The organism is Roseateles sp. P1_C1_2, from assembly GCF_056406535.1.
The window spans coordinates 211,298-233,265 of sequence record NZ_JBFUAB010000005.1 but is presented as its reverse complement, the minus strand read 5'-3'; the positions used below and the strand labels follow the sequence as shown (position 1 = coordinate 233,265).

20 protein-coding genes are annotated in these 21,968 nt (G+C 68.8%); 11 read left to right on the top strand and 9 right to left on the bottom strand.

Going from position 1 to position 21,968, the window contains the following annotated elements; genetic code table 11:
* Positions 1-2: 2 nt before the first annotated feature.
* On the top strand, positions 3-518 hold the full coding sequence (locus AC1D2H_RS06980; protein ID WP_478010417.1) for a hypothetical protein: 516 nt from the start codon (positions 3-5) through the stop codon (positions 516-518).
* Here AC1D2H_RS06980 and AC1D2H_RS06975 read toward each other — a convergent pair.
* The 4 genes from AC1D2H_RS06975 to AC1D2H_RS06960 are packed head-to-tail and all read right to left on the bottom strand — an operon-like array spanning position 515 to position 3,545.
* Positions 515-1,036 (bottom strand): hypothetical protein, encoded by a 522-nt coding sequence (locus AC1D2H_RS06975; RefSeq protein ID WP_478010416.1) that lies wholly within the window; start codon positions 1,034-1,036, stop codon positions 515-517. The genes AC1D2H_RS06980 and AC1D2H_RS06975 overlap by 4 nt on opposite strands.
* 45 nt (positions 1,037-1,081) lie before the next feature.
* Complete coding sequence (locus AC1D2H_RS06970) at positions 1,082-2,050, bottom strand: Bug family tripartite tricarboxylate transporter substrate binding protein (protein WP_478010415.1); 969 nt, start codon at positions 2,048-2,050, stop codon at positions 1,082-1,084.
* Between the two features lie 34 nt (positions 2,051-2,084).
* Positions 2,085-2,342, bottom strand: coding sequence for a YkgJ family cysteine cluster protein (locus AC1D2H_RS06965; RefSeq protein ID WP_478010414.1), 258 nt, complete (start codon positions 2,340-2,342; stop codon positions 2,085-2,087).
* A gap of 33 nt (positions 2,343-2,375) precedes the next feature.
* On the bottom strand, positions 2,376-3,545 hold the full coding sequence (locus AC1D2H_RS06960) for a M23 family metallopeptidase (protein WP_478010413.1): 1,170 nt from the start codon (positions 3,543-3,545) through the stop codon (positions 2,376-2,378).
* Between the two features lie 337 nt (positions 3,546-3,882).
* On the opposite strand from AC1D2H_RS06960, the gene mnmG reads away from it, so the two are divergent.
* The 8 genes from mnmG (at position 3,883) to AC1D2H_RS06920 (ending at position 13,154) form a co-directional block, all read left to right on the top strand.
* A complete protein-coding gene (gene mnmG, locus AC1D2H_RS06955) occupies positions 3,883-5,832 on the top strand; it encodes a tRNA uridine-5-carboxymethylaminomethyl(34) synthesis enzyme MnmG (protein ID WP_478010426.1) in 1,950 nt (649 codons plus the stop codon).
* Complete coding sequence (rsmG, locus tag AC1D2H_RS06950; RefSeq protein WP_478010412.1) at positions 5,829-6,455, top strand: 16S rRNA (guanine(527)-N(7))-methyltransferase RsmG; 627 nt, start codon at positions 5,829-5,831, stop codon at positions 6,453-6,455. The genes mnmG and rsmG overlap by 4 nt, the downstream gene beginning before the upstream one ends.
* Before the next feature lie 77 nt (positions 6,456-6,532).
* Positions 6,533-7,306 carry a ParA family protein gene (locus AC1D2H_RS06945; protein WP_477933363.1) on the top strand — a complete coding sequence of 258 codons (774 nt, stop codon included), beginning with the start codon at positions 6,533-6,535 and terminating at the stop codon, positions 7,304-7,306.
* The gene (locus tag AC1D2H_RS06940; RefSeq protein ID WP_478010411.1) at positions 7,303-7,842 is read left to right on the top strand and encodes an N-acetyltransferase family protein; all 540 of its coding nucleotides are present in this window, start codon (positions 7,303-7,305) and stop codon (positions 7,840-7,842) included. The genes AC1D2H_RS06945 and AC1D2H_RS06940 overlap by 4 nt, the downstream gene beginning before the upstream one ends.
* The gene (locus AC1D2H_RS06935) at positions 7,835-8,581 is read left to right on the top strand and encodes a GNAT family N-acetyltransferase (RefSeq protein WP_478010410.1); all 747 of its coding nucleotides are present in this window, start codon (positions 7,835-7,837) and stop codon (positions 8,579-8,581) included. Before AC1D2H_RS06940 ends, AC1D2H_RS06935 begins: the two co-directional genes overlap by 8 nt.
* Positions 8,582-8,693: 112 nt before the next feature.
* Positions 8,694-9,719, top strand: coding sequence for an OmpA family protein (locus AC1D2H_RS06930; RefSeq protein ID WP_478010409.1), 1,026 nt, complete (start codon positions 8,694-8,696; stop codon positions 9,717-9,719).
* Positions 9,716-10,753 carry an OmpA family protein gene (locus tag AC1D2H_RS06925; RefSeq protein ID WP_478010408.1) on the top strand — a complete coding sequence of 346 codons (1,038 nt, stop codon included), beginning with the start codon at positions 9,716-9,718 and terminating at the stop codon, positions 10,751-10,753. Before AC1D2H_RS06930 ends, AC1D2H_RS06925 begins: the two co-directional genes overlap by 4 nt.
* A 139-nt stretch (positions 10,754-10,892) precedes the next feature.
* Positions 10,893-13,154 (top strand): beta-glucosidase, encoded by a 2,262-nt coding sequence (locus tag AC1D2H_RS06920; protein ID WP_478010407.1) that lies wholly within the window; start codon positions 10,893-10,895, stop codon positions 13,152-13,154.
* A 9-nt stretch (positions 13,155-13,163) separates the two neighbouring features.
* Here AC1D2H_RS06920 and AC1D2H_RS06915 read toward each other — a convergent pair whose 3' ends face one another.
* From AC1D2H_RS06915 to argC, 5 genes are all read right to left on the bottom strand, one after another.
* Positions 13,164-13,541, bottom strand: a complete 378-nt coding sequence (locus tag AC1D2H_RS06915) for a VOC family protein (RefSeq protein ID WP_477933351.1) — start codon at positions 13,539-13,541, stop codon at positions 13,164-13,166.
* A gap of 13 nt (positions 13,542-13,554) precedes the next feature.
* Positions 13,555-15,645 (bottom strand): prolyl oligopeptidase family serine peptidase, encoded by a 2,091-nt coding sequence (locus tag AC1D2H_RS06910; RefSeq protein WP_478010406.1) that lies wholly within the window; start codon positions 15,643-15,645, stop codon positions 13,555-13,557.
* A gap of 28 nt (positions 15,646-15,673) precedes the next feature.
* The gene (locus tag AC1D2H_RS06905; protein ID WP_478010405.1) at positions 15,674-16,966 is read right to left on the bottom strand and encodes an esterase/lipase family protein; all 1,293 of its coding nucleotides are present in this window, start codon (positions 16,964-16,966) and stop codon (positions 15,674-15,676) included.
* Positions 16,963-19,257 carry a hypothetical protein gene (locus AC1D2H_RS06900; RefSeq protein ID WP_478010404.1) on the bottom strand — a complete coding sequence of 765 codons (2,295 nt, stop codon included), beginning with the start codon at positions 19,255-19,257 and terminating at the stop codon, positions 16,963-16,965. The genes AC1D2H_RS06905 and AC1D2H_RS06900 overlap by 4 nt, the downstream gene beginning before the upstream one ends.
* A 148-nt stretch (positions 19,258-19,405) precedes the next feature.
* The gene (argC, locus tag AC1D2H_RS06895) at positions 19,406-20,353 is read right to left on the bottom strand and encodes an N-acetyl-gamma-glutamyl-phosphate reductase (RefSeq protein WP_478010403.1); all 948 of its coding nucleotides are present in this window, start codon (positions 20,351-20,353) and stop codon (positions 19,406-19,408) included.
* 51 nt (positions 20,354-20,404) lie between these two features.
* Between argC and AC1D2H_RS06890 the strand changes: the two genes are divergently transcribed.
* Together AC1D2H_RS06890 and AC1D2H_RS06885 are read left to right on the top strand one after the other, a co-directional pair.
* A complete protein-coding gene (locus AC1D2H_RS06890; protein WP_477933341.1) occupies positions 20,405-20,944 on the top strand; it encodes an RBBP9/YdeN family alpha/beta hydrolase in 540 nt (179 codons plus the stop codon).
* Between the two features lie 15 nt (positions 20,945-20,959).
* Entirely contained in the window at positions 20,960-21,850 is an 891-nt protein-coding gene (locus AC1D2H_RS06885) for a ParB/RepB/Spo0J family partition protein (RefSeq protein WP_478010402.1), read from the top strand.
* Positions 21,851-21,968: the final 118 nt, after the last annotated feature.

The window sequence follows — 21,968 nt, the reverse complement described above, 5'->3', positions numbered from 1 at the left end:
CCATGAATCGCATCCTCTCCACGTCTGCCCTGGTTCTGCTGCTGGCCGGCTGCACCAGCTTCAAGAGCTTCACCGCCTTCGAAGCCGCCACGCCGCCGGACTACACCGGCCCCACGGTGAACGTTGCCGACCAGGTGGTGGCCATCAGCGCCCAGCGGCTGCACGTCTTCGAGATGACGCAGGTGGACGACCGCCGCCTGTCCAGCAGCAGCATGGCCACCACGCGCGCCGGCCAGGGCAGCGGCATGACGGTGGCGCCGGTGGCGCTGACCAACGAGCTGCCGCTGCGCCCGGCCCGGCTGCGGCTGCAGGCGACGACGCAATACGCCTCGCCGATGCTGGCGATGTCGAACGCGACCTGCCGCACGGTCGGCGAGGTCAGCTTCACGCCCCAGGAGGGCAAGCGCTACATCGTCGGCGGCCGCATCGCCGCCAAGGTCTGCGAAGTCTGGATCGAGGACCCGGTGACGGGGCAGGCCGTGACCGAGAAGATCAGCGGCCCCGGCATCGAGCCCTAACCCAACCGCCGAGCGGCGGCCTTGAGCAGCGCGCGCGAGTACCAGCGGTGAAAGCCCAGCAGGGCGTGAAAGACCCAGCCCAGGCGCGGCGCGCCGCCAGGCTCACGCCGGCGCGGCACGACGGCCGATCCGAACCACAGCGTGCTGCCAGCCGTACCGGCCTCAGCGGCCTCAGCGGCCTCAGCGGCCTCGACCTTGAACCAGGAGCGCGTCGCGCCGCTGTCCTCGTGCATCAGCAGCTCGTCGGGCCTGCGCGCCGCGACGGTCCAGACCGCCAGGCGCTCACCTTCGCCACGGGCCACGGCGCGCGCCATCGCGTCGCTGGAGGGCTTGCCCAGCAGCGCGATCAGGGCGCGCTCCACCTTGAACAGGCGCGTCGTGTAGAAGGCCTCGACGAACTCGGCCAGCGTCACGGCGCGCGGGAACTTCAGCGTGTAGGCGTCGGCAAAGGCAGCACGTTCCTCGGCCAGACGGGCCAGCAGGCTGTCGGTGGGAGGCGGGGTGTCCTGGGGTGTCATGGGCGCGAAGCGTAAACGCTCAGCGCCGCGAGGCCGCGCTGACGCTCAATCCGGCTTGACCTTGGCCCGCAGGAGGACCGGCTTCCAGCGCTGTTGTTCCTGGGCGATGAAGGCCGCGAACTGGGCCGGCGTGTTGCCGACAGCCTCGGCGGAGTCGGCGCTCAGGCGATCCTTGGAGCTCACCGAGCGGATCGCCTTGGCCGCTTCCACGGCGAGCTTGTCGACCGAGGCCTGCGCCATGCTGGACGGTGCCAGCAGGCCATACCACTGCGTCATCTCGAAACCGGGGAAGCCCTGCTCGGCCACCGTGGGCACGTCGGGCAGCTGGGGCAGGCGCTCGCGCGAACCCGTGGCCAGGCAGCGCAGCTTGCCGGCCTTGATGAACTGCAGCACGGCCGGCGCCCCGACGGCCGCGGCCTCCAGTCGCCCGCCCAGCAGGTCGGTCAGCTGCGGGCCGGTGCCGCGGTAGGGCACATGCAGCATGAAGATATTGGCCGCCATCTTCAGGTATTCCATCGCCAGGTGACCGGCGCTGCCGTTGCCGGCCGAGCCGTAGTTCAGCTGGCCCGGGCGCTTGCGGGCATAGGCGACGAACTCCTGCAGCGTCCTGGCGGGCACGTCGGCGTGGACGACGTAGAGGCTGGGCACCTTGGCCAGCAGCGTGACGGGCCGGAAGTCCTTGACCGGGTCGTAGGGCAGCTTGTCGAAGATATAGGGGTTCACGGCCAGCGTGCCGATATGGCCCAGCACCAGCGTGTGCTGGTCCTCCGCGCGGGCCACCTCGGCCATGGCCACATTGCCGGCGCCACCGGGCTTGTTCTCGACATACATGGTCTGGCCCAGCGACTTGGTCAGCTCGGCCGCGACGGTGCGCGCGACGATCTCGCTGCTGCCCCCCGGCGCGAAGGGCACGAGCAGGCGGATGGCACGGCTGGGCCAGGGGGTCTCGGCCAAGCTGGGCAGGGCCAGACCGGCGGAGGACAACAGCAGCAGGCGGCGTTGCAGATCGGTCATGGCGGCGCGGTGAAGAAGTCAGCGTGGGCCGACTCTATCCGGGCGCCGTTTCCTGCTCCATCCAACCCAGCCAGCGCATGGCTTGCTCGCGGTTCTCGCCACACATCTCCTCATGCGGCGGCAGGGAGCCGCAGACAGCCGGGCGCTCGGGCTGCCCAAAAATGCGGCAGCGGAGTTCCTCATCGAGCTGCACGCAGCGCACACCCGCCGGCTTGCCATTCGGGTGGCCGGGGATGGGCGAGCTGATCGAGGGCGCGATGCAGCAGGCGGCGCAGCGGGAGCGGCATTCCATGGGTAGCCGCGATTTTGCCTGCCAGGCCCGGGGTTACTTGCTGACGACGATGTCGCCGGACTGCAGCTCGCGCAACTGATCCACATAAGGCAGCTCGATGTTCGCGAAGCTCGCGGGCACGCCCGCGCAGCGCAGCGCCAGGGGCCGGTCGCAGACATGGAAGTGCAGATGCGGCTCGGTGGAGTTGCCACTGCTGCCCAGCGAACCGATGACCTGCCCGGCACGCACGGTGTCGCCGACCTTGACGCGCACGCTGGCCGTCTTGAGGTGGGCATACACGGTGGACTCGCCTTGGGCGTGTTCGATCAGCACATAGTTGCCGATGAGGGCGTCCTCGCCCTGGGCCATGCGCTTGTCCTGCAGCTCGCCGACGCGCTTCAGATAGGCGCTCTGCTCCTCGCCCGGGCGCCGCAGGTCGTCCACGGACTCAGGCACATCCTGGCGCGCGACCCGCACGATGCCGTCGGCGGCCGCCAGCACGGGCGCGCCATATGCGAAGTAGTCCGCCAGCCGGCTGCCCTTGCCGCGATAACTCAGCCCGCCCGCACCGATGCGCGCGATGTCGAGGGCGAATTCCTGCGGCACCACCCAGCGATGGTGGGAGTGGGCGCTCGGGCCGGCGCCGATGAACCAGGTGCCCGCGAGCGGAAAGCGGTAGCTGTTCTTGGCGCCGCTGAGGATGGGCAGCGAGGCGACGGCGCTGACCGCCTGCTGACTGGCGTCGTGGCCCGCGACCTGCACCGTCACGGCCGGCCGCTTGCCGCGGTAGCTCAGGAACTGCTGCACCAGCATCAGCGTCTCGCCGGGAGCCAGCGTCGCCGAGGCCGCGAAGACCGGCTTGGGGCCCAGCAGCGCGGCGCCGCCGAACTGGAAGCCGAGCTGGTCGATCAGGCCGGCGTCGCCCATCTGCTTGCCGCGGGCGGCGCTCTTGGCCAGGTCCGCGGCTTCCAGCAGCCGGGAGTCGGTCGGCGTGCCGGGGCCTTTCACGGCCAGCGTCACCGAATCCAGCGTGACGGGCACGCTGCCGTCGTTGGCGATGGCGATGTTCTGCACCAGCACCCCCTGGACGCCGCGCACCGAATCGATGGCGTAGGCATGCACGCCCTGCGCCGGATAGAAGCGCACCGACAGGGCTTGTGACCAGGCCGGAAGGCTGCAGCATGCGGCCAGGCAGGCCGACAAAAACACATGGCGAGGAAGCATGGGGTCCTTTCAAGACGGTGCCGCATTGTGGGTACCGGCGCCCGGCAGCACCTGTGCGGCGCGACCATCTGCATTCCCTGGGGCTTCAAGCGTTCGGATTGCGCCGATTGCGGCATGTGCGCCCGCGTACCAAGGCCGTATGGGATGACTTATCCACAGCCACTCTTTAAAATTCCGGGTTTGCCCGATGGCTCGACGCCCCTCGTCCAAAGACTACCTTGGCCGGTCCCCCGAGGGGACGGCGATGCCTGCCGGATTGACCGGCAAGCACATCGCCAGAGCGGGCCGGCTCGGGAGCGGCCCAGCGCTCGGCCCGAAATGCGGAATGGATAAAGAGATGCTCTACCCCAAGGAATTCGATGTCATCGTCGTCGGCGGCGGCCATGCCGGCACCGAGGCGGCGCTCGCTGCCGCCCGCATGGGCGCGCAGACGCTGCTGCTGACCCACAACATCGAGACCCTGGGCCAGATGAGCTGCAACCCCAGCATCGGCGGCATCGGCAAGGGCCACCTCGTCAAGGAAGTGGACGCCCTGGGCGGCGCGATGGCGCTGGCGACCGACGAAGGCGGCATCCAGTTCCGCATCCTGAACGGCAGCAAGGGCCCGGCCGTGCGCGCCACCCGCGCCCAAGCCGACCGCATCCTCTACAAGGCGGCCATCCGCCGCATGCTGGAGAACCAGCCGAATCTGCAGATCTTCCAGCAGGCGGTCGACGACCTGATGGTGGAAGGCGACCGCGTCGTCGGCGCCGTCACGCAGGCCGGCATCCGTTTTCGCGCCCGCGCCGTCGTGCTGACGGCCGGCACCTTCCTGGACGGCCGCATCCACGTCGGTCTGGAGAACTACAGCGCCGGCCGCGCGGGTGACCCGCCGGCGGTGTCGCTGTCGGCCCGCCTCAAGGAGCTGAAGCTGCCGCAGGGCCGGCTCAAGACCGGCACGCCGCCGCGCATCGATGGCCGCACCATCGACTTCAGCAAGTGCGAAGCCCAGCCCGGCGACCTCGATCCCGTGCCGGTGTTCAGCTTCATGGGCAACAAGGCCATGCATCCGCAGCAGGTGCCCTGCTGGATCACGCACACCAATCTGCGCACGCACGAGATCATCCGCAGCGGCTTCGACCGCAGCCCGATGTTCACCGGCGTCATCGAGGGCGTGGGGCCGCGCTATTGCCCGAGCATCGAGGACAAGGTGAACCGTTTCGCCGACAAGGACTCGCACCAGATCTTCCTGGAGCCCGAAGGCCTGACGACGCACGAGTTCTACCCCAACGGCATCTCCACCTCCCTGCCCTTCGACATCCAGCTCGCCGCGGTGCGCAGCATCCCGGGCCTGGAGAACGCCGACATCCTGCGCCCCGGCTACGCCATCGAGTACGACTACTTCGACCCGCGCGGGTTGAAGGCCAGCTTCGAGACCAAGGTCATCCAAGGGCTCTTCTTCGCCGGCCAGATCAACGGCACGACCGGCTACGAGGAAGCCGCCGCTCAAGGCCTGTTCGCCGGCCTGAACGCGGCACTGCAGGTGCGCGGCGACGGCCCTTGGACGCCGGCGCGGGACCAGGCCTACCTGGGCGTGCTGGTGGACGACCTCATCACCAAGGGCGTCACCGAGCCCTACCGCATGTTCACCAGCCGCGCCGAGTTCCGGCTGCAACTGCGCGAGGACAACGCCGACGCGCGACTCACCGAGACTGGCCGCCAGTTGGGCCTGGTGGACGACGAGCGCTGGGCCGCCTTCAACCGCAAGCGCGACGCTGTTTCACGTGAAACCGAGAAGCTGAAGAACACCTGGGTGCATCCCGGCATCCTGCCTGCGGCGGATGCGGAGCGGCTGGTCGGCAAGGCGCTGGAGCGTGAATACACGCTGGTCGAACTGCTGCGCCGGCCTGGGGTCGGCTTTGACACCATCGCCGAGGTGGCGTCGATTGCGCGGCCCGAAGCCGGCGTTTCACGTGAAACATTGACCGCCGAGCTGGGCCAGGAGCTGGCCGACCTCGTCACCGAGCAGCTCGAGATCAGCACCAAGTACGCCGGCTACATCAACAAGCAGGTCGATGACGTCGCCCGCGCCGCCCACTTCGAGCACCTGAAGCTGCCCGAAGACCTGGACTACGGCCTGGTCCACGCCCTCTCCTTCGAGGCGCGCCAGAAGCTGAACACCCACCGCCCCGAGACGCTGGGCCAGGCCTCGCGCATCTCCGGCATCACGCCGGCCGCGGTCTCGCTGCTGCTGGTGCACCTGAAGAAGGGCAAGTTCAAGGGCTTCACGGAAGCTGAAGCGGCATGAGGGACACGCTCCAGGCGGCAGCCACCGAACTCGGCCTTGAACTCAGCGACATCCAACTTGACCAGCTGCTGGCCTATCTGGCCCTGCTGCAGAAGTGGAACAAGGTCTACAACCTGACCGCTGTGCGTGACCCGGCACAGATGCTGAGCCACCATCTGGTGGATAGCCTCTCCGTCATCGCACCGCTTCAAAGGCACGGCGCGCCTGCCCGGCTGATGGACGTCGGCGCCGGCGGCGGGCTGCCCGGCGTCGTCATCGCCATCTGCTTCCCCGGCACCGACGTCAGCTGCGTGGACGCCGTCGCCAAGAAGACCACCTTCATCCAGCAGGTCGCGGCCGAGCTGAAGCTGCCGAATCTGCATGGCGTGCACAGCCGCGTCGAGCAGTTGAAGACGGAGCCATTCGGCGTCATCACCTCGCGCGCCTTCGCCTCGCTGGTCGACTTCACCAGCCTGACCCGCCAGCATTTGGCTGAAGGCGCGGTCTGGATGGCCATGAAGGGCCAGCATCCGGCCGACGAAATCGCCGCCCTGCCCGCCGACGTGGACGTGTTTCACGTGGAACAACTGGCCGTCCCGGGCCTGGACGCCCAGCGCTGCATCATCTGGATGCGGCCTCGCTGAGGTCACTTCACGGGTCGCGCCCGAGGGTCGACCCGCCCTCTCGCCGGTACGATGGCGGCAGTCGAGAACTGGAACCCATGGCCAAGATTTTCTGCATCGCCAACCAGAAGGGCGGCGTCGGCAAGACCACCACCACCGTCAACCTCGCCGCCGGCCTGGCCCAGATCGGCCAGCGAGTGCTGGTGGTCGACCTGGATCCGCAGGGCAACGCGACCATGGGCTCGGGCATCGACAAGCGCAAGCTGGAGCTGACCGTCTACGACGTGCTGCTGGAGTCCGCCTCCCTGGCCGAGGCCAAGACCCGTGCCGAAAAGGCCGGCTACGACGTGCTCGGCGCCAACCGCGAACTGGCTGGCGCGGAGGTGGATCTGGTCGCGCTGGAACGCCGCGAGGCACGGTTGAAGGCGGCACTGGCCGAAGCCGGCAAGGATTACGACTTCATCCTCATCGACTGCCCGCCGTCACTGTCCATGCTGACGCTGAACGGCCTGTGCAGCGCCCACGGCGTCATCGTGCCGATGCAGTGCGAATACTTCGCGCTCGAAGGCCTGACCGATCTGGTCAACACCATCAAGCAGATCCACGCCAATCTGAACCCCGACCTGCAGATCATCGGCCTGCTGCGCGTCATGTTCGACCCGCGCATCACGCTGCAGCAGCAGGTCAGCGACCAGCTCAAGGCTCACTTCGGCAACAAGGTCTTCGACACCGTCATCCCGCGCAACGTACGGCTGGCCGAGGCGCCGAGCTATGGTCTGCCGGGCGTCGTCTTCGATCCGAGCTCCAAGGGGGCTCAGGCCTTTGTCGACTTCGCCAAGGAGATGGTGAGGCGCATCGAGACGATGCGGTGAGCGCGGCCGCCTTGCGTGCCATGCGTGCCGACGACGCCGACAGCGTCGCCGTCCTCCACGCCATCAGCTGGCGCAGTGCCTACCGCGGCATCGTGCCGGACAGCTTCCTCGACCACGAGGTCTTCGCCGAGCGCCAGGCCGTCTGGCGCGAGCGACTGCAGGGACTGGCCACCACGCCAGCCTTCGGCATCGTGGCGGAAGACACCGCCGGCCAGATGATCGGCTTTGCCTATGTGCTGCCAGGCCACGACCCGGTCTGCGGCACGCTGGTCGACAACCTGCACGTCCACCCCGACCTCAAGGGCGGCGGCATCGGCCGCCAGCTGCTGCAGGCCGTCGTCCGCGAACTGGGGCCGGCGCATACCCAGCCTCTGCATCTCTGGGTGCTGGACCAGAACGAAGCCGCCAAGCGCTTCTATGCCCGCATGGGTGCCGAGTTCATCGACCCCGGCACGACCCCGCCTTTTGGTGGCGTGTGCCTGCCCGAATGGCGCTGCGTCTGGCGCCATCCCTCTTCGTTGCTGACCGATGCTTGATCCCCTCGCCCTGCGCGCCGAACACGCCGGCCTGGACGCCAGCGCCCCGCCCCAGCAGGCCGACATCGACGGCTGGCTGATCCGCCTGTCGCCCGGCAAGGCCAAGCGCTCGCGCTGCATCAATGCCTTGCGCGCCGGCGCCCTGCCGCTGGACGAGCTGCTGGCCCGCTGCCAGCGCGCCTATGACGCGGCCGGCCTGCCGCTCRCGGTGCGCGTGACACCCTGGAGCCAACCGGCCGATCTCGATGCCCTGCTCGCCGCCAAGGGCTGGAACGCCTTCGATGCGGCGGATGTGATGGTGCTGGGCGACCTCGCCGCCGAGCCCGCTCCCCCCGCTCTCCAGGCCCTCGATGCCCCCACCTACGCCGCCACCGTCGGCGCGCTGCGCGGCTCATCCCAGACCGCCATCGATGCCCACGCCGAGCGCATCGCTAACGCCCCGGTCACCTACCAGGGCTTTGCGCTGAACGATGCCTCAGGCGCCCTGCTGGCCTGCGGGCAAATGGTCGTCGACGGCGACATCGTCGGCCTCTACGACATCTTCTCCGCCGTGCCGCGCCAGGGCCATGCGGAGCGCCTGTGCCGCGCGCTGCTGGCGCTCGCGCACGCGCAAGGCGCTCGCCAGGCCTATCTGCAGGTGGGCAGCGACAACGAGGTCGCCAAGCGTCTCTACACGCGCATGGGCTTTACCTTCGCCTACCGCTACCACTACCGCAGCCCGGAAAAAGAACTGGTCTGAGTCGAAGGCCGAGGGCCCGTCCCTCCTTTCGGCTCCCACGTTTGCAGGTCGCTGTGGCGAGGGTCTCGCGCGTTGGCTGCGTCAACATCGCGCCTCCAACCCGCCCCCACCCATGACGCCCTTCCGCGCCGCCCTCGCTCTTCTCTCTTCCCTGCTCCTCGCCACCACGGCCGTCGCCGACGCCCCCAAGGCCGACGTCGCCAAGAGCGCCGACCATCCGGTCCTCAAGCGCTTCACCGGCAGCGTGCTCGCCGGCTATGCCCAGCAGGACTGGGAACAGCGCAGCTTCCCCGACGCCCGCGGCGTGTCCAAGACCGAGAACGACAAGTTCGCCAACCCGGTCAGTCTGGAAGGCAAGGTCACCCGCCTGTTCTACCTGGCCCCGCTGGGCAAGAGCCCGCTGGAGGTCTACCGCAACTACCAGCAGGCCCTGACCGCCGCCGGCTTCAAGACGACCTGGCAGTGCGAGAACGAAGCCCAGGGCTGCACCAAGGCCTACTTCGCACTCGACGGCACGGAGCGCGCCAAGGGCATGCGCTGGTCAGAGGGCAACCTGCCTTCGGCCACCGGCAGCGGCGCCTGGAACCTGGAGATGGCCATCAGCTATGAGCAGGCCCGCATGATGGTCGGCACGCTGAGCAGCGGCGGCCGCACGTTGAATGTGCTGCTGTTCACCTCCATGGCCGAGAACAGCGAAACCAACCGCGCCGCCACCTACGTCGAGATCGTCGAGCCCAAGGCCATGCCCACGGGCCAGGTCACGGTCGATGCCAAGGCCATCGGCGCGGGCCTGCAGGCCGAAGGCAGGATCGCTCTCTACGGCCTGTTCTTCGACACCGGCAAGACCGACATCAAGCCCGACAGCAATGCCCAGCTCGACCAGATGGCGGCCGTGCTCAAGGCCCAGCCGGCCCTCAAGGTCTTCATCGTCGGCCACACCGACAACGTCGGCAGCGTGGACGCCAACCTCAAGCTCAGCCAGGGCCGCGCCCAGGCCGTCACCGCTGCGCTGACGCAGCGTGGCATCGCCGCGAGCCGCCTGCAGCCGCATGGCAATGCCGGCTTTGCCCCTGTCGCCACCAACACCAGCGAAGACGGCCGCGCCAAGAACCGCCGTGTCGAAATGGTCCTTCAATGACTGCCAAGATGATCAACACCCGCCTGACCGTCGCCCTGCTGGCCCTCCTCGCCCAGACCGCAGCCTTCGCCGCCGACGCCCCCTATCCCGACGTGCCCGGCGCCGCCGACCACCCCCTCATCAGGCGCTTCGCCGGCTCCTGGCTGGCCGGCCAGCGCGTCTCCAACTGGGACGCCGCCGTCATTCCGCCCGGCACCGAACTGTCCAAGGCCGACAAGCGCCAGTTCAAGGACCCGCTGCTCAACCTCGAAGGCAAGGTCACGCAGACCGTCTACATCGCGCCGCGCGGCAAGGCCAACCTGGAGGTCTGGCGCAACTACGAGCAGGCGCTGAATGCGGCCGGCTTCAAGAAGCGCTTCTCGTGCGAGCGCGACTGCTTCGACCTCTACTTCGCCTGGCTCAAGCAGAGCGATCCGACCAAGGGCTTCGTCTGGGCCAAGGGCACGGTCGACACACCCACCAGCGGCCGCTACAGCCTGACGTCGGCCCTGTCCGGCGACGAAGGCCGCATGCTGGTCGGCACCCTGGGCAAGCCCGGCCAGGAAGCCACGGTGCTGATCTACAACTCGCTGGCCGCCAATGCGACGACCGGCATGGTGGCCACCTATGTGCAGGTCGTCGAGCCCAAGGCCATGGAGACCGGCCAGGTCACGGTCGACCCCAATGCCCTGCAGGCCGGCCTCGTGGCGGAAGGCCGCGTGACGCTGACCGGCCTATTCTTCGACACCGGCAAGACCGAGCTCAAGCCCGAGTCCAAGGCCCAGCTCGACGCGATGGCCGAGCTGATGAAGAACCAGCCCATGCTGAAGGCTTACATCGTCGGCCACACCGACAACGTCGGCAGCTTCGAGGCCAACCAGGCGCTGAGCATGGAGCGCGCCCGCGCCGTCGTGCTGGCCCTGACGGCGGCGCCCTACAAGGTCGACCCCAAGCGCCTCAGCGCCAAGGGCCTGGCCTCGCTCGCCCCGGTGGCCGGCAATGGCGACGAGGCCGGGCGGGCGAGGAACCGGCGCGTGGAGCTGGTCGCGCAGTAGCGCGCGCCAAAAATCGCTGGGGCCGGCGGCCCCCGGCGATGGGCAGGACACCGCTATCCCAGGTAGAGTCCGCCCGCCCTCCTTGATCTGGAAAGCGCTTCCACGCCCAGCGGAAAAGCGCCCGCCCGCCATGAAAACAATGTCCGCTTCCCTGGTCGCAACGGCCGTGACGATGGCGCTCTGCGCTGCTGCCCCGACGGTGCACGCCGCCAATGCCGCGACCACCGCTGCCATCACCTCGGCCCAGCCTTGGACAGACCGAACCAAGTCCTCCGTGCAGCGCACCGAGCTGCTGCTCAAGGCGATGACGCTGGAGGAGAAGCTGCTGCTGCTGTTCGGCTATGCCTCGGGCGACCAGTTGGCGCAGGTGGATAGCAGCCTGATTCCCGGTGTCAACACCAAGGAGGTCATCGCCACGGTGATTCCCGGCTCCGCCGGCTACATCCCCGGCATCGCGCGCCTGGGCATCCCGGCCCAGCACCAGGCCGACGCCTCCATCGGCGTGCGCAACCCCTACCTGGAGCGCACCTCCCTGCCGTCGTCGCTGGCCACGGCCGCCAGCTGGGACCCGCGCGTGGCGGAGGCGGGCGGCAAGATGATCGGCCAGGAGGCGCGGCTGTCGGGCTTCAACGTCATGCTGGCGGGCGGCGTCAACCTGGCGCGCGAGCCGCAGAACGGCCGCAACTTCGAATACACCGGCGAAGACCCGCTGCTGGCTGCCGAGATGGGCGCCGGGCTGATCCGCGGCGTGCAGGCCAACCACATCATCTCGACGGTCAAGCACTACCTGATCAACTCGCAGGAGACCGGCCGCAACATCGTCAGTGCGCAGATCTCGGAGGCCGCGCTGCGCATGAGCGACGCGCTGGCCTTCGAGCTCGCCATCGAGAAGTCCAGCCCGGGCTCGGTGATGTGCTCCTACAACCGCATCAACGACGTCCATGCCTGCCAGAACGACAAGTGGCAGAACCAGGTGCTCAAGCGCGACTGGGGCTACAAGGGCTATGTCATGTCGGACTGGGGCGCCGTGCACTCGACGGTGCAGGACGCCAATGGCGGGCTGGACCAGCAGTCCGGCTTCCCCTTCGACAAGGTCGCCTACTTCGGCAAGCCGCTGAAGGACGCCGTCGACGACGGCTCGGTGTCCCTGGCGCGCATTGACGACATGGCCCGGCGCATCCTCTGGGCGATGTTCGACAAGGGCGTGATGGACCACCCCGTGAAGGCCGGCCCCATCGACTTTGCCGCCAACGCGAAGGTCTCGCAGTCGGCCGCCGAGCAGTCGCTGGTGCTGCTGAAGAACGAGGGGGGCGTGCTGCCCCTTTCCCCGAGCGCAGCGCCCGGGCGTGTGGCCATCATCGGCAGCTACGCCGACAAGGCCGTGCTCGCGGGTGGCGGCTCGGCCGTCGTCACGCCCATCGGCGGCAACGCCGTGCCGGGCCTCGGCCCCGGCGGCTGGTTGACGCAGGTGTGGCAACCGTCGTCGCCGCTGAAGGCCTTGCAGGAACTGCTGCCGGCAACGCAGTTCGCCTTCGATGCGGGCACCGATGTCGACGCCGCCAGCAAGGCCGCCGCCGCTGCCGATGTCGCCATCGTCTTCGTCCACCAGTGGACGGCCGAGTCGCTGGATGCGCCGTCGCTGAGCCTGGAAGGCAACCAGGACGCCGTCGTCGCCGCGGTCGCCAAGGCCAACCCGAATGCGGTCGTCGTCGTCGAGAGCGGCGGCGCCGTCCTCATGCCCTGGCACAAGGACGTGAAGGGCATCCTGGCGGCCTTCTACCCGGGCGCCGCCGGTGGCGAGGCCATCGCCCGGCTGCTCACGGGCGCGGTCAACCCGTCCGGCCACTTACCCATCACCTTCCCCGCGGGCACGGACCAGCTCGTGCGCGCGCAGATCGCCGGCAAGTCCGACGGCCCCGCGTTCACGGTCCGCTACACCGAGGGGGCGGCCGTGGGCTACAAGTGGTTCGACCTGCATGGGCACAAGCCGCTGTACGCCTTTGGCCATGGCCTGTCGTACACCGCCTTCGAGCTGGGCGGCCTGAAGGCCGAGCAGACCAGGGCACAGGTCACCGTCAGGTTCTCGACTCGCAACGCCGGCAGCCGCGAAGGCGCCTCGGTGGGCCAGGTCTATATCCGTGCGCCGCAGGGCGCCCAGTGGGAGGCCCCGCGCCGCCTGGTCGGATTCGACAAGCTGAGCCTGAAGCCCGGCCAGGCCGGCAGCAGCGCGATCAGGATCGATCCCCGGCTGCTGGCGCGTTTCGACGTCGCGACGGGTGAATGGGTCATCGCGCCCGGCAGCTATGAAGTGCAGCTCGGCGCGGGCTCAGACGACATCCGCGCTACCGCAAGGCTGTCGCTCGCGGGTCGCCGGTTCACGTCCGCACAGATTCGGCGTTGATGCGCCAGCTCAGGCCTCGGGCGCCTGGCACACCGCCTCGAGGTTGTGCCCGTCCGGGCCGATGACAAAGGCGGCGTAGTAGTTCGCGTGGTAGTTCGGGCGCAGGCCGGGCGGGCCGTTGTCCTGCCCGCCGGCCGCCAGCGCCGCAAGGTAGAAGGCGTCGACCTGCTCGCGACTCGCGGCCACGAAAGCCAGGTGCAGATGCGCCGGCTTCTCTTCGGTCTGGAAGATGCACAAGGAGCAGTTGTCGTCCGGGCGGCAAAGCTCGGCGCCATAGGTCGGCACCCCCTCCGCAACGACCGTCACCCCCAGCGGCGCAAGGGCCGCGGCGTAGAAGGACTTGCTGGCGGCGAAGTCGCTGACGCCGAACTTGACATGGTCGAACATGGCTTCTCCGTGATCAGCGGCTGCGGTCCCAGGCAAAGGCAAAGATGTCGGCGTATTCGGCGGCATGCGCTTCCTCCGCAGTGCCGATGCCGTGGCCGCCATCCGTTTCGGCACGCAGCCACACCTTGCGCCTGTCGCCGAACCGGGCCTGTGCGCGCGCGGCGAACTTGGCGCTCATCCACGGGCTGACGCGCTTGTCGTTCAGTCCGATGGTCAGCAAGGTATCCGGCATGTCCGTCGCCGTGGCCAGCGCCTGGTAGGCGTCCATGGCGACGAGGGCCTTGAAGCCTTGCGGCGTGGCCGGGTCACCGAACTCGTCGAACTGGTTGGCACCGTTGGCCGCGGCGCCCAGCCGCGACGTGTTGAGCACCGCCACGCGCGGCACCATGCCTGCAAAGGCGCCAGGCGCCTTCAGGACCGCCGGCGGGACGAGGGCACCGCCCGCACTGGTGCCCACGGCGACAACCCCCTTGGCGGTGGCAATGCCGCGGGCCTTGAGCGTCGTCGCGCAGGCGATGAAGTCGGCATGGCCGTTGGGCTTGTTGGCGCTGCGGCCGCCCTCGTGCCAGGCGCGGCCGCGCTCGTTGCCGCCCCGCACGCCGCAGAAGGCCATCGCGCCGCCTTGCGCGACCCAGGCCATGAAGTCGCGCCAGTAGACGGGTGTCGTCGAGGGCGTGCCGTAGGCGCCGTAGGCCTCCAGGATGGTGGGCAGACCGCCCTTGGGGAGCACGCCCTTGCGGCGCAGCACCACCAGCGGCACCAGCGTGCCGTCGGCGCTCCTGGCCTGCAGGCGATCCACCTGCATGGCGCGCGCGCCGGCCCAGGTCTGGCTGCCCAAGCCCGTGTCGCTGATCCTGCCCTTCACCAGGGCATAGGTCCGCACATTGGACAACCAGCCCATCAGGCCGAGCGTGACGCCACTGCCGTCGATGCTGACGCGCGTATCGAGGATGTCGCCGGCCTCGATAGGCAACTTGATCTCCGTGAACTTGCGTTGCCCGTCGGGGCTGTAGAACAGCCGGGTCACGCCGTCCGACTGTGCGGCGACATAGATGCCGTCCTTGGCGACGATGAGGGACGTCAGGAACAGCCGCCCGTCGCCCTCGAACACCGTCGCCGGGGCGCCCAGGCCGGCGCCGCTGACGGGCCGGCGCACGATCGCGCCCGACGCGTTCGCCCGCGTGGTCAACACGAAGGCCGCATCGCCGAACAGGTCCGCGTCGCTGGCCCTGTCTTCCAGCGTCGCCAACGGCAGCCAGGCCGGCTGGCCTGCCACCAGATCGGCCTTGCGGGCGATCCAGTAATTGGCGTCCGCACGGGCACCGGCGCCCATGCCCACGACCCACTCGCTCCACGGTGCGGCGCGAACGATGGGGAAGTCCTTCTCGGGAAAAGCGGGGCCAGGGGTGTCGGCCCCGAGAACGGCGCGCCCAGGGCCGGCCTCCGTCACCCGCTTCAGGAAGGTGCGCATGCCCATGATGGGATCGGCGCGGCTGCCCGCCGCGGCCATCTGCGTGTAGCTCACCCAGTCGCCACCCAGCCATTGCAGCGGGAACTCGCCCCAGATCTGCTCGAAAGGCGTGCCGACCACCTGGCCCGTGGCGATGTCGTAGACGGCGATCTCACCGACCTCGCCGCCGCCCTTGGCCTGGTGCACGGCGACGAGCTTGCCGTCGGGCGACAGCGAGACGTTGTTGATGGCGACGACCGAGCCCGACGCGGTGTTGGGGTCCAGCAGCACCCGCTCCCTGCCGTTCTCGCGCACCATGAGCTTGGCGGTCTTGTCGCCTGCCGAGGTGCGACGGAACACCGTCACCGGGCCGGCGATCTGCACGTCCCGGACCTTCGTCAGATCGGACGACACCTCCCTGAGCCTGGCGGCAAATGCCGCGCGCTCGGGCAGTGCCCGCAGTGCAGCCTGGGCCGCTGCAGACTCGGACAGCACCCAGGTGCTCATGTCGCCAGCCCGGGCCGGGTCTTCCATCCAGCGGTACTCGTCGGCCAGCGTGATGCCGTGCACCGTTTCCTTGAAAGGCAGGGTGGCTGGTGGTGCCGCGGCCGCCGCCGAAGCCAGGAGGGTGAGGAAGAGAGCGCAAGGTTTCATGCTGCGAGACCTCCAAGAGCGAAGCAGCTCAGTTCTGGATCGACAACTGATCGACCAGATAGCCGATCACCCGCTCATCGCGGAAGTAGTTGGTGTGGTGCGTGGTCGGGCCCACGCCGAGGGCCTCGAACGTGATGTTGCCGCCCTCGCCGAGACGGAACATCGAGTCCACGTCCACCACCAGGTCGTTGGGGCCGGGGAACACCAGATCGGCCGCACCGTACTTGACCTGGTCGCCAATGTGGCTGAAGCGCCGCCAGAACTTCCAGATCGGCTGGGCGCTCTCGTCGGGCTGGAAAGAGGCGCCGATGCCGGACATCTGGGGGCTGCTGAGCCAGGGCGCGGCAAACAATTGCCGCACATCGTTGTTGTTCTTGACCAGCTGCTGCGTCGCGAGGCCCGGCACCAGGCCCACCGCCGCGTCGACGATGGGCGTGGTGCTGCCCAGATGCAGCACCTTGCCGAAGATCTTGGCCAGCAGCGAAACGCCCTCGGCAAAGGGCACGATGCCCGTCGCATGCTTGCTGAGCGTCGACACCGCATCGGCATAGCTGGCGATCATGTCGAGGGCCGCACGCAGCTTGTCCGGCGCGGCCAGGCTGGTGCCCACCAGCGGCGACGCCACGAAGATGACGCGCTCCACCGGCACGGCGCGCAGCCGCATCAGCCAGCCCACGACCAGGCCGCCCCGGCTGTGGCAGACCACGTCGATGGGCGCGCTGACGTCCTGCAGGGCACTGTGCAGATCCAGGGCGTTGGACCAGGYCGCCACGGACAGCGTGGCGTGGCCAAAGGCCAGGATGGCGCTGTACTTCTGCTGCCAGCCGGCGAGCAGTTTCTTGCCGGCGTCGGTGGCCTGCAGCTCGTCGAACCACATCTGCGACTTGCTGAAGGTGCCATGCACCAGCAGCAGCACGCGGCCCTTGTCTATCCTGGGCTGGACGTCGTTCACCAGGCGGCCGTCCTGCCAGCGCTGCATGCCCTTGTCGGGCGTCAACCAGTCATCGGCCGCGATCAGCTTGTCGGTGACCGCATTGGCACCGAAGTCGTTGAAGCGAAAGCTTTGCACGACGTCGTCCGGCGCCACGCGAATCGACCGGTAGGAGCGCCGCCCCGTGCCGCCGGGCGTGGTCGGCGGCGAATAGACCCAGCGCAGCAGGCCGTCCTCGTCGCGCACCAGCTCGACCTTGGCGCGGCCATCGGCGTCGCGCGCCGCGGCGCGCCGGCGGCGCTGGCCGATGGGCAGGGTGCTGACCTCGGTCGGCTCCTCTTCGAGCACCAGACGGGCGCTCACGTCGGCCCAAAGTTGGTTACCGCTCATGGCCTCTCCTCCACGATGGGCAGGGGCGTGATGCCGCTCATGCGCGCCGTCACGATGTCCAGCACCGAGTGGAAGTCTTCCGCTTCGGACAGCGCGTCGATGCCCGCCTCCACCGCCTCCACGAAACCGCAGTGCTCGGTCAGCCGCACCGTCTCGATGGGCACCAGGCGCCGCGCGCGGATCAGCTGCCTGACCTCGCGGTAGGGGGCATTGCCGATCGCCTGCCAGGCATAGCGCTGCAGGCTGGCGGAGGAATTGCGATCCGCGGCGCCGGCCATGGCGCCATGCGCGCCATCGCCGCTGACCGCCAGATAGTCGGCCTGGAAGCTGTTGTGCCGCCAATAGCCCGGCAGCGCATGGCCGTTGAGCAGGAAGATGACGGGGTAGACGTCGATCAGCTCCAGGCAGGCGGCAAACAGCAGGGCCAGGTCGATGCAGGTGCCGGCCCGCGCACCGAGGATGGTGCTGGGCGTGCGCAGGCGCTGCGAATCGAGCTTGCCGCTGTACGACGGCGGCGGGTTGATATAGCCGAGCCGCCACTCATGCAGCAGGGCGGCCCAGATCGCCTGCACCTGCAGATCGACCTCGCGCAGCTGTTCTTCCTCGGTGCTGGGCGCGGCCTGATAGCCCTCGAAGCCGGCGCTGGGGTTGTCGCGCAGGATGCGCACATAGCGCTGCGCCAGTTCCACCGCGCTGACGACGGCCGGATCGCGCGGCAGCACGAAGGAAGGCAGCCACTGGCCGTCCTTGTCGTTGTCGCGCCACTGGTCCACCGGCAGCAGGCGCAGGCGATGGCTGTCGCGCGTCAGCACCTTGTCGTTGTGGCTGAGCTGGACCATCAAGGTGCTGTTGACCGCTTCCTGCAGCGAACGCATCAGCGCCGCGGTCAGCGGCACATGCACCTCGTTGCTGAGGTCAAAGCGTGTCTCGCCGGCCGCGAAGCGCTTGCGCCAGCGCGCCTGTTCAGGCCCGAGCTGCAGCTCCACGTCGACGCTCAAGCCATCGTCGGGCCTGGCGTTGCCACGTTCCACGACGATCTGGCGGAACAGCCGCCCGTTGTTGTGCAGCACCGAGTAGTTGAGCTCTTCTTCGGGCACGGCCAGCAGGCGCGGCGGCGTGCCGGCATCGCGCAACTCGGCCGCGGCGGGTTCGCCCTCGGTGAAAGCGGCCTCGTTCAGCGGCGCGCCCATCCACAGCGTGACGCCGGTGGCCCGTGTGGCCCGCGGCTCCTTGCGCGCGCGCTTCCAGGCGCTCTCGAAGGCCAGCGGCAGGTTCCACACGGCCTGGTCGAGCTGGCTGTAGACCAGCTCGAAGAAGAAGTCCACCAACTGATTCTCGATCGCGTCCTGGAAGCCCACGGCCGACAGGGCCGCGCGCTCGGCCACGATGAGAGCCGCCGTGCGTGCGGCCGAGTTTTCGAGGCTGAGCGAGACGAAATAGGCGCAGTGCTCGCCCCCCGCGCCCAGCGCTTCGGCCAGCCGCTGCGCACCGACGACGGCGGCGCCGCCGGTCTCGCCGGCCAGCAGCATGCCGTCGGGCACGCTGGCTTCCTTGGCCAGCACGTCGTCCAGCCGCATCGGCCCGAATTCGGCCTCCACCGCTTCGCCGTCCGGTACCAGATCGCGCAAGGCCTTCAGGCCGGCCAGGTTGTCGAAGCCGCTCAGGTGGATGAGGTCGGGCTGGTGCGCCTTCACGACGTCGTGCAGCTGCTGCCAGCTCGGGTCTTTCAACTCCATCAGCCGGATGCCCCCCAGGGCCGCCTTGAGCCGTTTGGTCTCGGCGCTGAAATCCCAGGTCTGCCGCAGGCCGCCGGGAGCGCTCTGCACATAGAGCAGGCTGGGCTGAGGGGACTTCTGCCAGCGGGCCGGCGCCGGGGTCACCACTTCACGCATCACGGTGAAGCGTTGGTTGTCCACATTGCGATAGCGCCGCGTGGCCTTGGCCAGCAGGTATTCCCAGGGAAAGATGCGGCCCTGCCAGCCCTTGTGCTCGGACGTGTAGGGCATGCGCACGACGACACGCGGCGCGCGGGCCAGCGCCTCGAGATCGGCATCCTTCAGGCCGAAACCTTTCAGCGTGCGGTTGGCCTGCTCCTCACGGGCGTTGCTGGCTTCGCTCGAACTCAGCCAGCGTTCGCGTGCCCGCAGCACATAGGTCCAGCGCATGGCTTCGGTGTCGAGCCGGCACACGGGCACGCCCTCCTCGGGCTGGCCGCCCAAGGCGATCGTGCGGCCCGGAATGACCAACGAGATCCGGGCCAGAACAGGATCAGTGCCTGCAGTCTTCGACATCACGCCTCCCAACATAGCGCCCCCAGACCTGTCGCTACGCGCCAGGCCCCCCGAGGGGGTCAAGCAAACTCGGGAGCGGCCCGTCGTTCGCTTGAGAGAGGCGTCATCCTATGTCGCCGGGCCGGGCCTCAGCGCCCAGATTTCTGGTTCAGACCAGCCCGAGGCTTTCCTCGACGCCCAGGTGGACGTTCATGCTCTGCACGGCCGCGCCGCTGGCGCCCTTGCCGAGGTTGTCCAGGCGGCTCATCAGCAGCACCTGGGTGTCGCTGGCAAACACGAAGAGGTCGACGCGGTTGGTGTCGTTGCAGGCCTGCACGTCGAAGAAGCCGGCGTCCAGCGCGGCCGCGTCGCGCAGCGGCTTCACGTTGATGAAACGCTCGCCCTGGTAGTGGGCGGCCAATGCGGCGTGGACCTGCTCAGGCGTGGTGCCGGCCTTGAGCTGGCTCAGGTGCAGCGGCACGCTGACGGCCAGACCCTTGTAGAAGCTGCTGACGATGGGCTGGAAGACCGGCGGCGTCGCCAGCCCCGTGTGGGCAGCCATCTCCGGCAGATGCTTGTGCTTGAGACCCAGGCCATAGGGCCGCGGCGCCTGCAGGTGGGCCGGCAAGGGCTGCTGCTCGTACTCGGCAATCATGCTCTTGCCGCCGCCCGAGTAGCCGGTGATGGACGTGGCGCTGATGGCAGCGTCCTTGGACAGCAGGCCGGCATCCACCAGCGGGCGCACCAACAGGATGAAGGCGCTGGAATGGCAGCCCGGGTTGGAGATGCGCTTGCTGGCCTGGATGGCGCCGCGCTGGCCGCGGGCGAGCTCCGGCAGGCCGAAGGCCCAGCCGGGCGCCGTGCGGTGGGCGGTGCTGGCGTCGATGAGGCAGGTGCGGTCGTTGTTGACCATGAAGGCCGCCTCGCGCGAGGCCGCGTCGGGCAGGCACAGGAAGGCCACGTCGGCGGCGTTCAGCAGGCGCGAGCGCTCGGCCGGGTCCTTGCGCTTGTCGGCGTCGATTTTGAGCACCTCGATGTCGCTGCGGGCCGCGAGGTACTCGTGGATCCGCAAACCCGTGGTGCCTTCCTGGCCATCCACAAACACCTTGAACGTCATTGCCGCTGCTCCAACCGCTGAAAATCGAACTGTGCAGGATAAGGGCAAACCATGAAATCTGAGCGTGTACTGCTTCTCCCGGGCTGGCAAAACTCGGGCCCGGACCACTGGCAAAGCCGCTGGGAGCGGCTGCATGGCGACGAACGCGTCGAGCAGCACGACTGGGACTGGCCACGCCGTGGCGACTGGATGGCGCGGCTGGACGAGGTGCTGCTGCTGGACGATGCCCCGGCCATCCTCGTCGCCCACTCCCTGGGCTGCCAGCTGGTGGCCGCCTGGGCCGAGCATTCCCAGCATGTCGGCCGCGTGAAAGGCGCCCTGCTGGTGGCTCCGCCCGACACCGAACGCGCGGACATGCCGCCCCAGCTGCACAACTGGCGCCCCATCCGCCGCCCGCGCCTGCCCTTCCCCAGCATCACCGTCATCAGCAGCGACGACCCTTTTGGCGCCGCCGAGCGCAGCTCGCAGATGGCGGCCGACTGGGGCAGCAGCGTCGTCGTCGCCGGGCCGCGCGGTCATCTGAACGCCGAATCCGGCCTGGGTGACTGGCCAGAGGGACGGGAACTGCTGGAAAGCCTCGCGAAGCGCTGAAGGACAATCTGGCGCATGGTCACCAAGAAACCCAAAGGCCTCGGCCTCGGCCTGGAAGCCCTGCTCGGCCCCAAGGTCAGCGAGGCACCCGCCACCGACTTGCCCTCCGCCCTGAAGCTGGAACAGCTGCAGGCCGGCAAATACCAGCCGCGCACGCGCATGGACGAGGGCTCGCTGTACGAGCTGGCCGAGTCGATCAAGTCGCAAGGGATCATGCAGCCGATCCTGGTTCGGCCGATCGCACCGAACGGCAGCGCGACCTACGAGATCATTGCCGGCGAACGGCGCTTCCGTGCCGCAAAACTTGCGGGCCTGCGCGAGGTGCCGGTGCTGGTGAAGGCGGTGCCGGACGAATCGGCGGCCGCGATGGCGCTGATCGAGAACATCCAGCGCGAAGACCTGAATCCGCTGGAAGAAGCGCAGGGCCTGAAACGACTCACCGACGAGTTCGGCCTGACGCATGAGCAGGCCGCCCAGGCGGTTGGCCGTTCGCGCAGTGCCGCCAGCAATCTGCTGCGGCTGTTGAACCTTTCGGTGCCGGTGCAGAACATGCTTATGGCCGGCGACCTGGACATGGGCCATGCGCGCGCGCTGCTGCCGCTGGACGGCGCCACGCAGATCACGACGGCCAGCGAGATCGCCGCCAGGAAGCTCAGCGTGCGCGAGGCCGAGAAGCTGGTCGCCAAGCACCAGGGCGCTGCCCGCCAGGCGCCGCTGCTGCGTGTGAAGAGCGACAAGAGCCGCGACGTGCTGCGCCTGGAAGAAGAGCTGGCCGACGCGCTGGGCGCCACCGTCGAGGTGCGCGTGAAGAAGCGCAGCAAGCGTGGCCAGAGCGGTGAGCTGGCCATCCATTTCGACTCGCTGGACGCGTTGTCCGGCATCCTCGACAAGCTGCGCGGCGGCTGAGAACGCGGGCCGCCGTGCAATGCGGCGGCGTCCGACAAACACGTCGCACGCAGGCGCTCAACACTAGGGCGCGTGGCAACGATGCCCACCCGCTGCAGCAGTCGATGGTGATGCATTC

Coding starts and splice junctions, on each gene's coding strand:
- AC1D2H_RS06910 (WP_478010406.1), bottom strand. CDS start 15,645: ATGAAACCTTGCGCTCTCTTCCTCACCCTCCTGGCTTCGGCGGCGGCC.
- AC1D2H_RS06920 (WP_478010407.1), top strand. CDS start 10,893: ATGTCCGCTTCCCTGGTCGCAACGGCCGTGACGATGGCGCTCTGCGCT.
- AC1D2H_RS06930 (WP_478010409.1), top strand. CDS start 8,694: ATGACGCCCTTCCGCGCCGCCCTCGCTCTTCTCTCTTCCCTGCTCCTC.
- AC1D2H_RS06885 (WP_478010402.1), top strand. CDS start 20,960: ATGGTCACCAAGAAACCCAAAGGCCTCGGCCTCGGCCTGGAAGCCCTG.
- AC1D2H_RS06980 (WP_478010417.1), top strand. CDS start 3: ATGAATCGCATCCTCTCCACGTCTGCCCTGGTTCTGCTGCTGGCCGGC.
- AC1D2H_RS06965 (WP_478010414.1), bottom strand. CDS start 2,342: ATGGAATGCCGCTCCCGCTGCGCCGCCTGCTGCATCGCGCCCTCGATC.
- AC1D2H_RS06975 (WP_478010416.1), bottom strand. CDS start 1,036: ATGACACCCCAGGACACCCCGCCTCCCACCGACAGCCTGCTGGCCCGT.
- AC1D2H_RS06960 (WP_478010413.1), bottom strand. CDS start 3,545: ATGCTTCCTCGCCATGTGTTTTTGTCGGCCTGCCTGGCCGCATGCTGC.
- argC (WP_478010403.1), bottom strand. CDS start 20,353: ATGACGTTCAAGGTGTTTGTGGATGGCCAGGAAGGCACCACGGGTTTG.
- AC1D2H_RS06970 (WP_478010415.1), bottom strand. CDS start 2,050: ATGACCGATCTGCAACGCCGCCTGCTGCTGTTGTCCTCCGCCGGTCTG.
- AC1D2H_RS06945 (WP_477933363.1), top strand. CDS start 6,533: ATGGCCAAGATTTTCTGCATCGCCAACCAGAAGGGCGGCGTCGGCAAG.
- AC1D2H_RS06915 (WP_477933351.1), bottom strand. CDS start 13,541: ATGTTCGACCATGTCAAGTTCGGCGTCAGCGACTTCGCCGCCAGCAAG.
- mnmG (WP_478010426.1), top strand. CDS start 3,883: ATGCTCTACCCCAAGGAATTCGATGTCATCGTCGTCGGCGGCGGCCAT.
- rsmG (WP_478010412.1), top strand. CDS start 5,829: ATGAGGGACACGCTCCAGGCGGCAGCCACCGAACTCGGCCTTGAACTC.
- AC1D2H_RS06890 (WP_477933341.1), top strand. CDS start 20,405: ATGAAATCTGAGCGTGTACTGCTTCTCCCGGGCTGGCAAAACTCGGGC.
- AC1D2H_RS06900 (WP_478010404.1), bottom strand. CDS start 19,257: ATGTCGAAGACTGCAGGCACTGATCCTGTTCTGGCCCGGATCTCGTTG.
- AC1D2H_RS06925 (WP_478010408.1), top strand. CDS start 9,716: ATGACTGCCAAGATGATCAACACCCGCCTGACCGTCGCCCTGCTGGCC.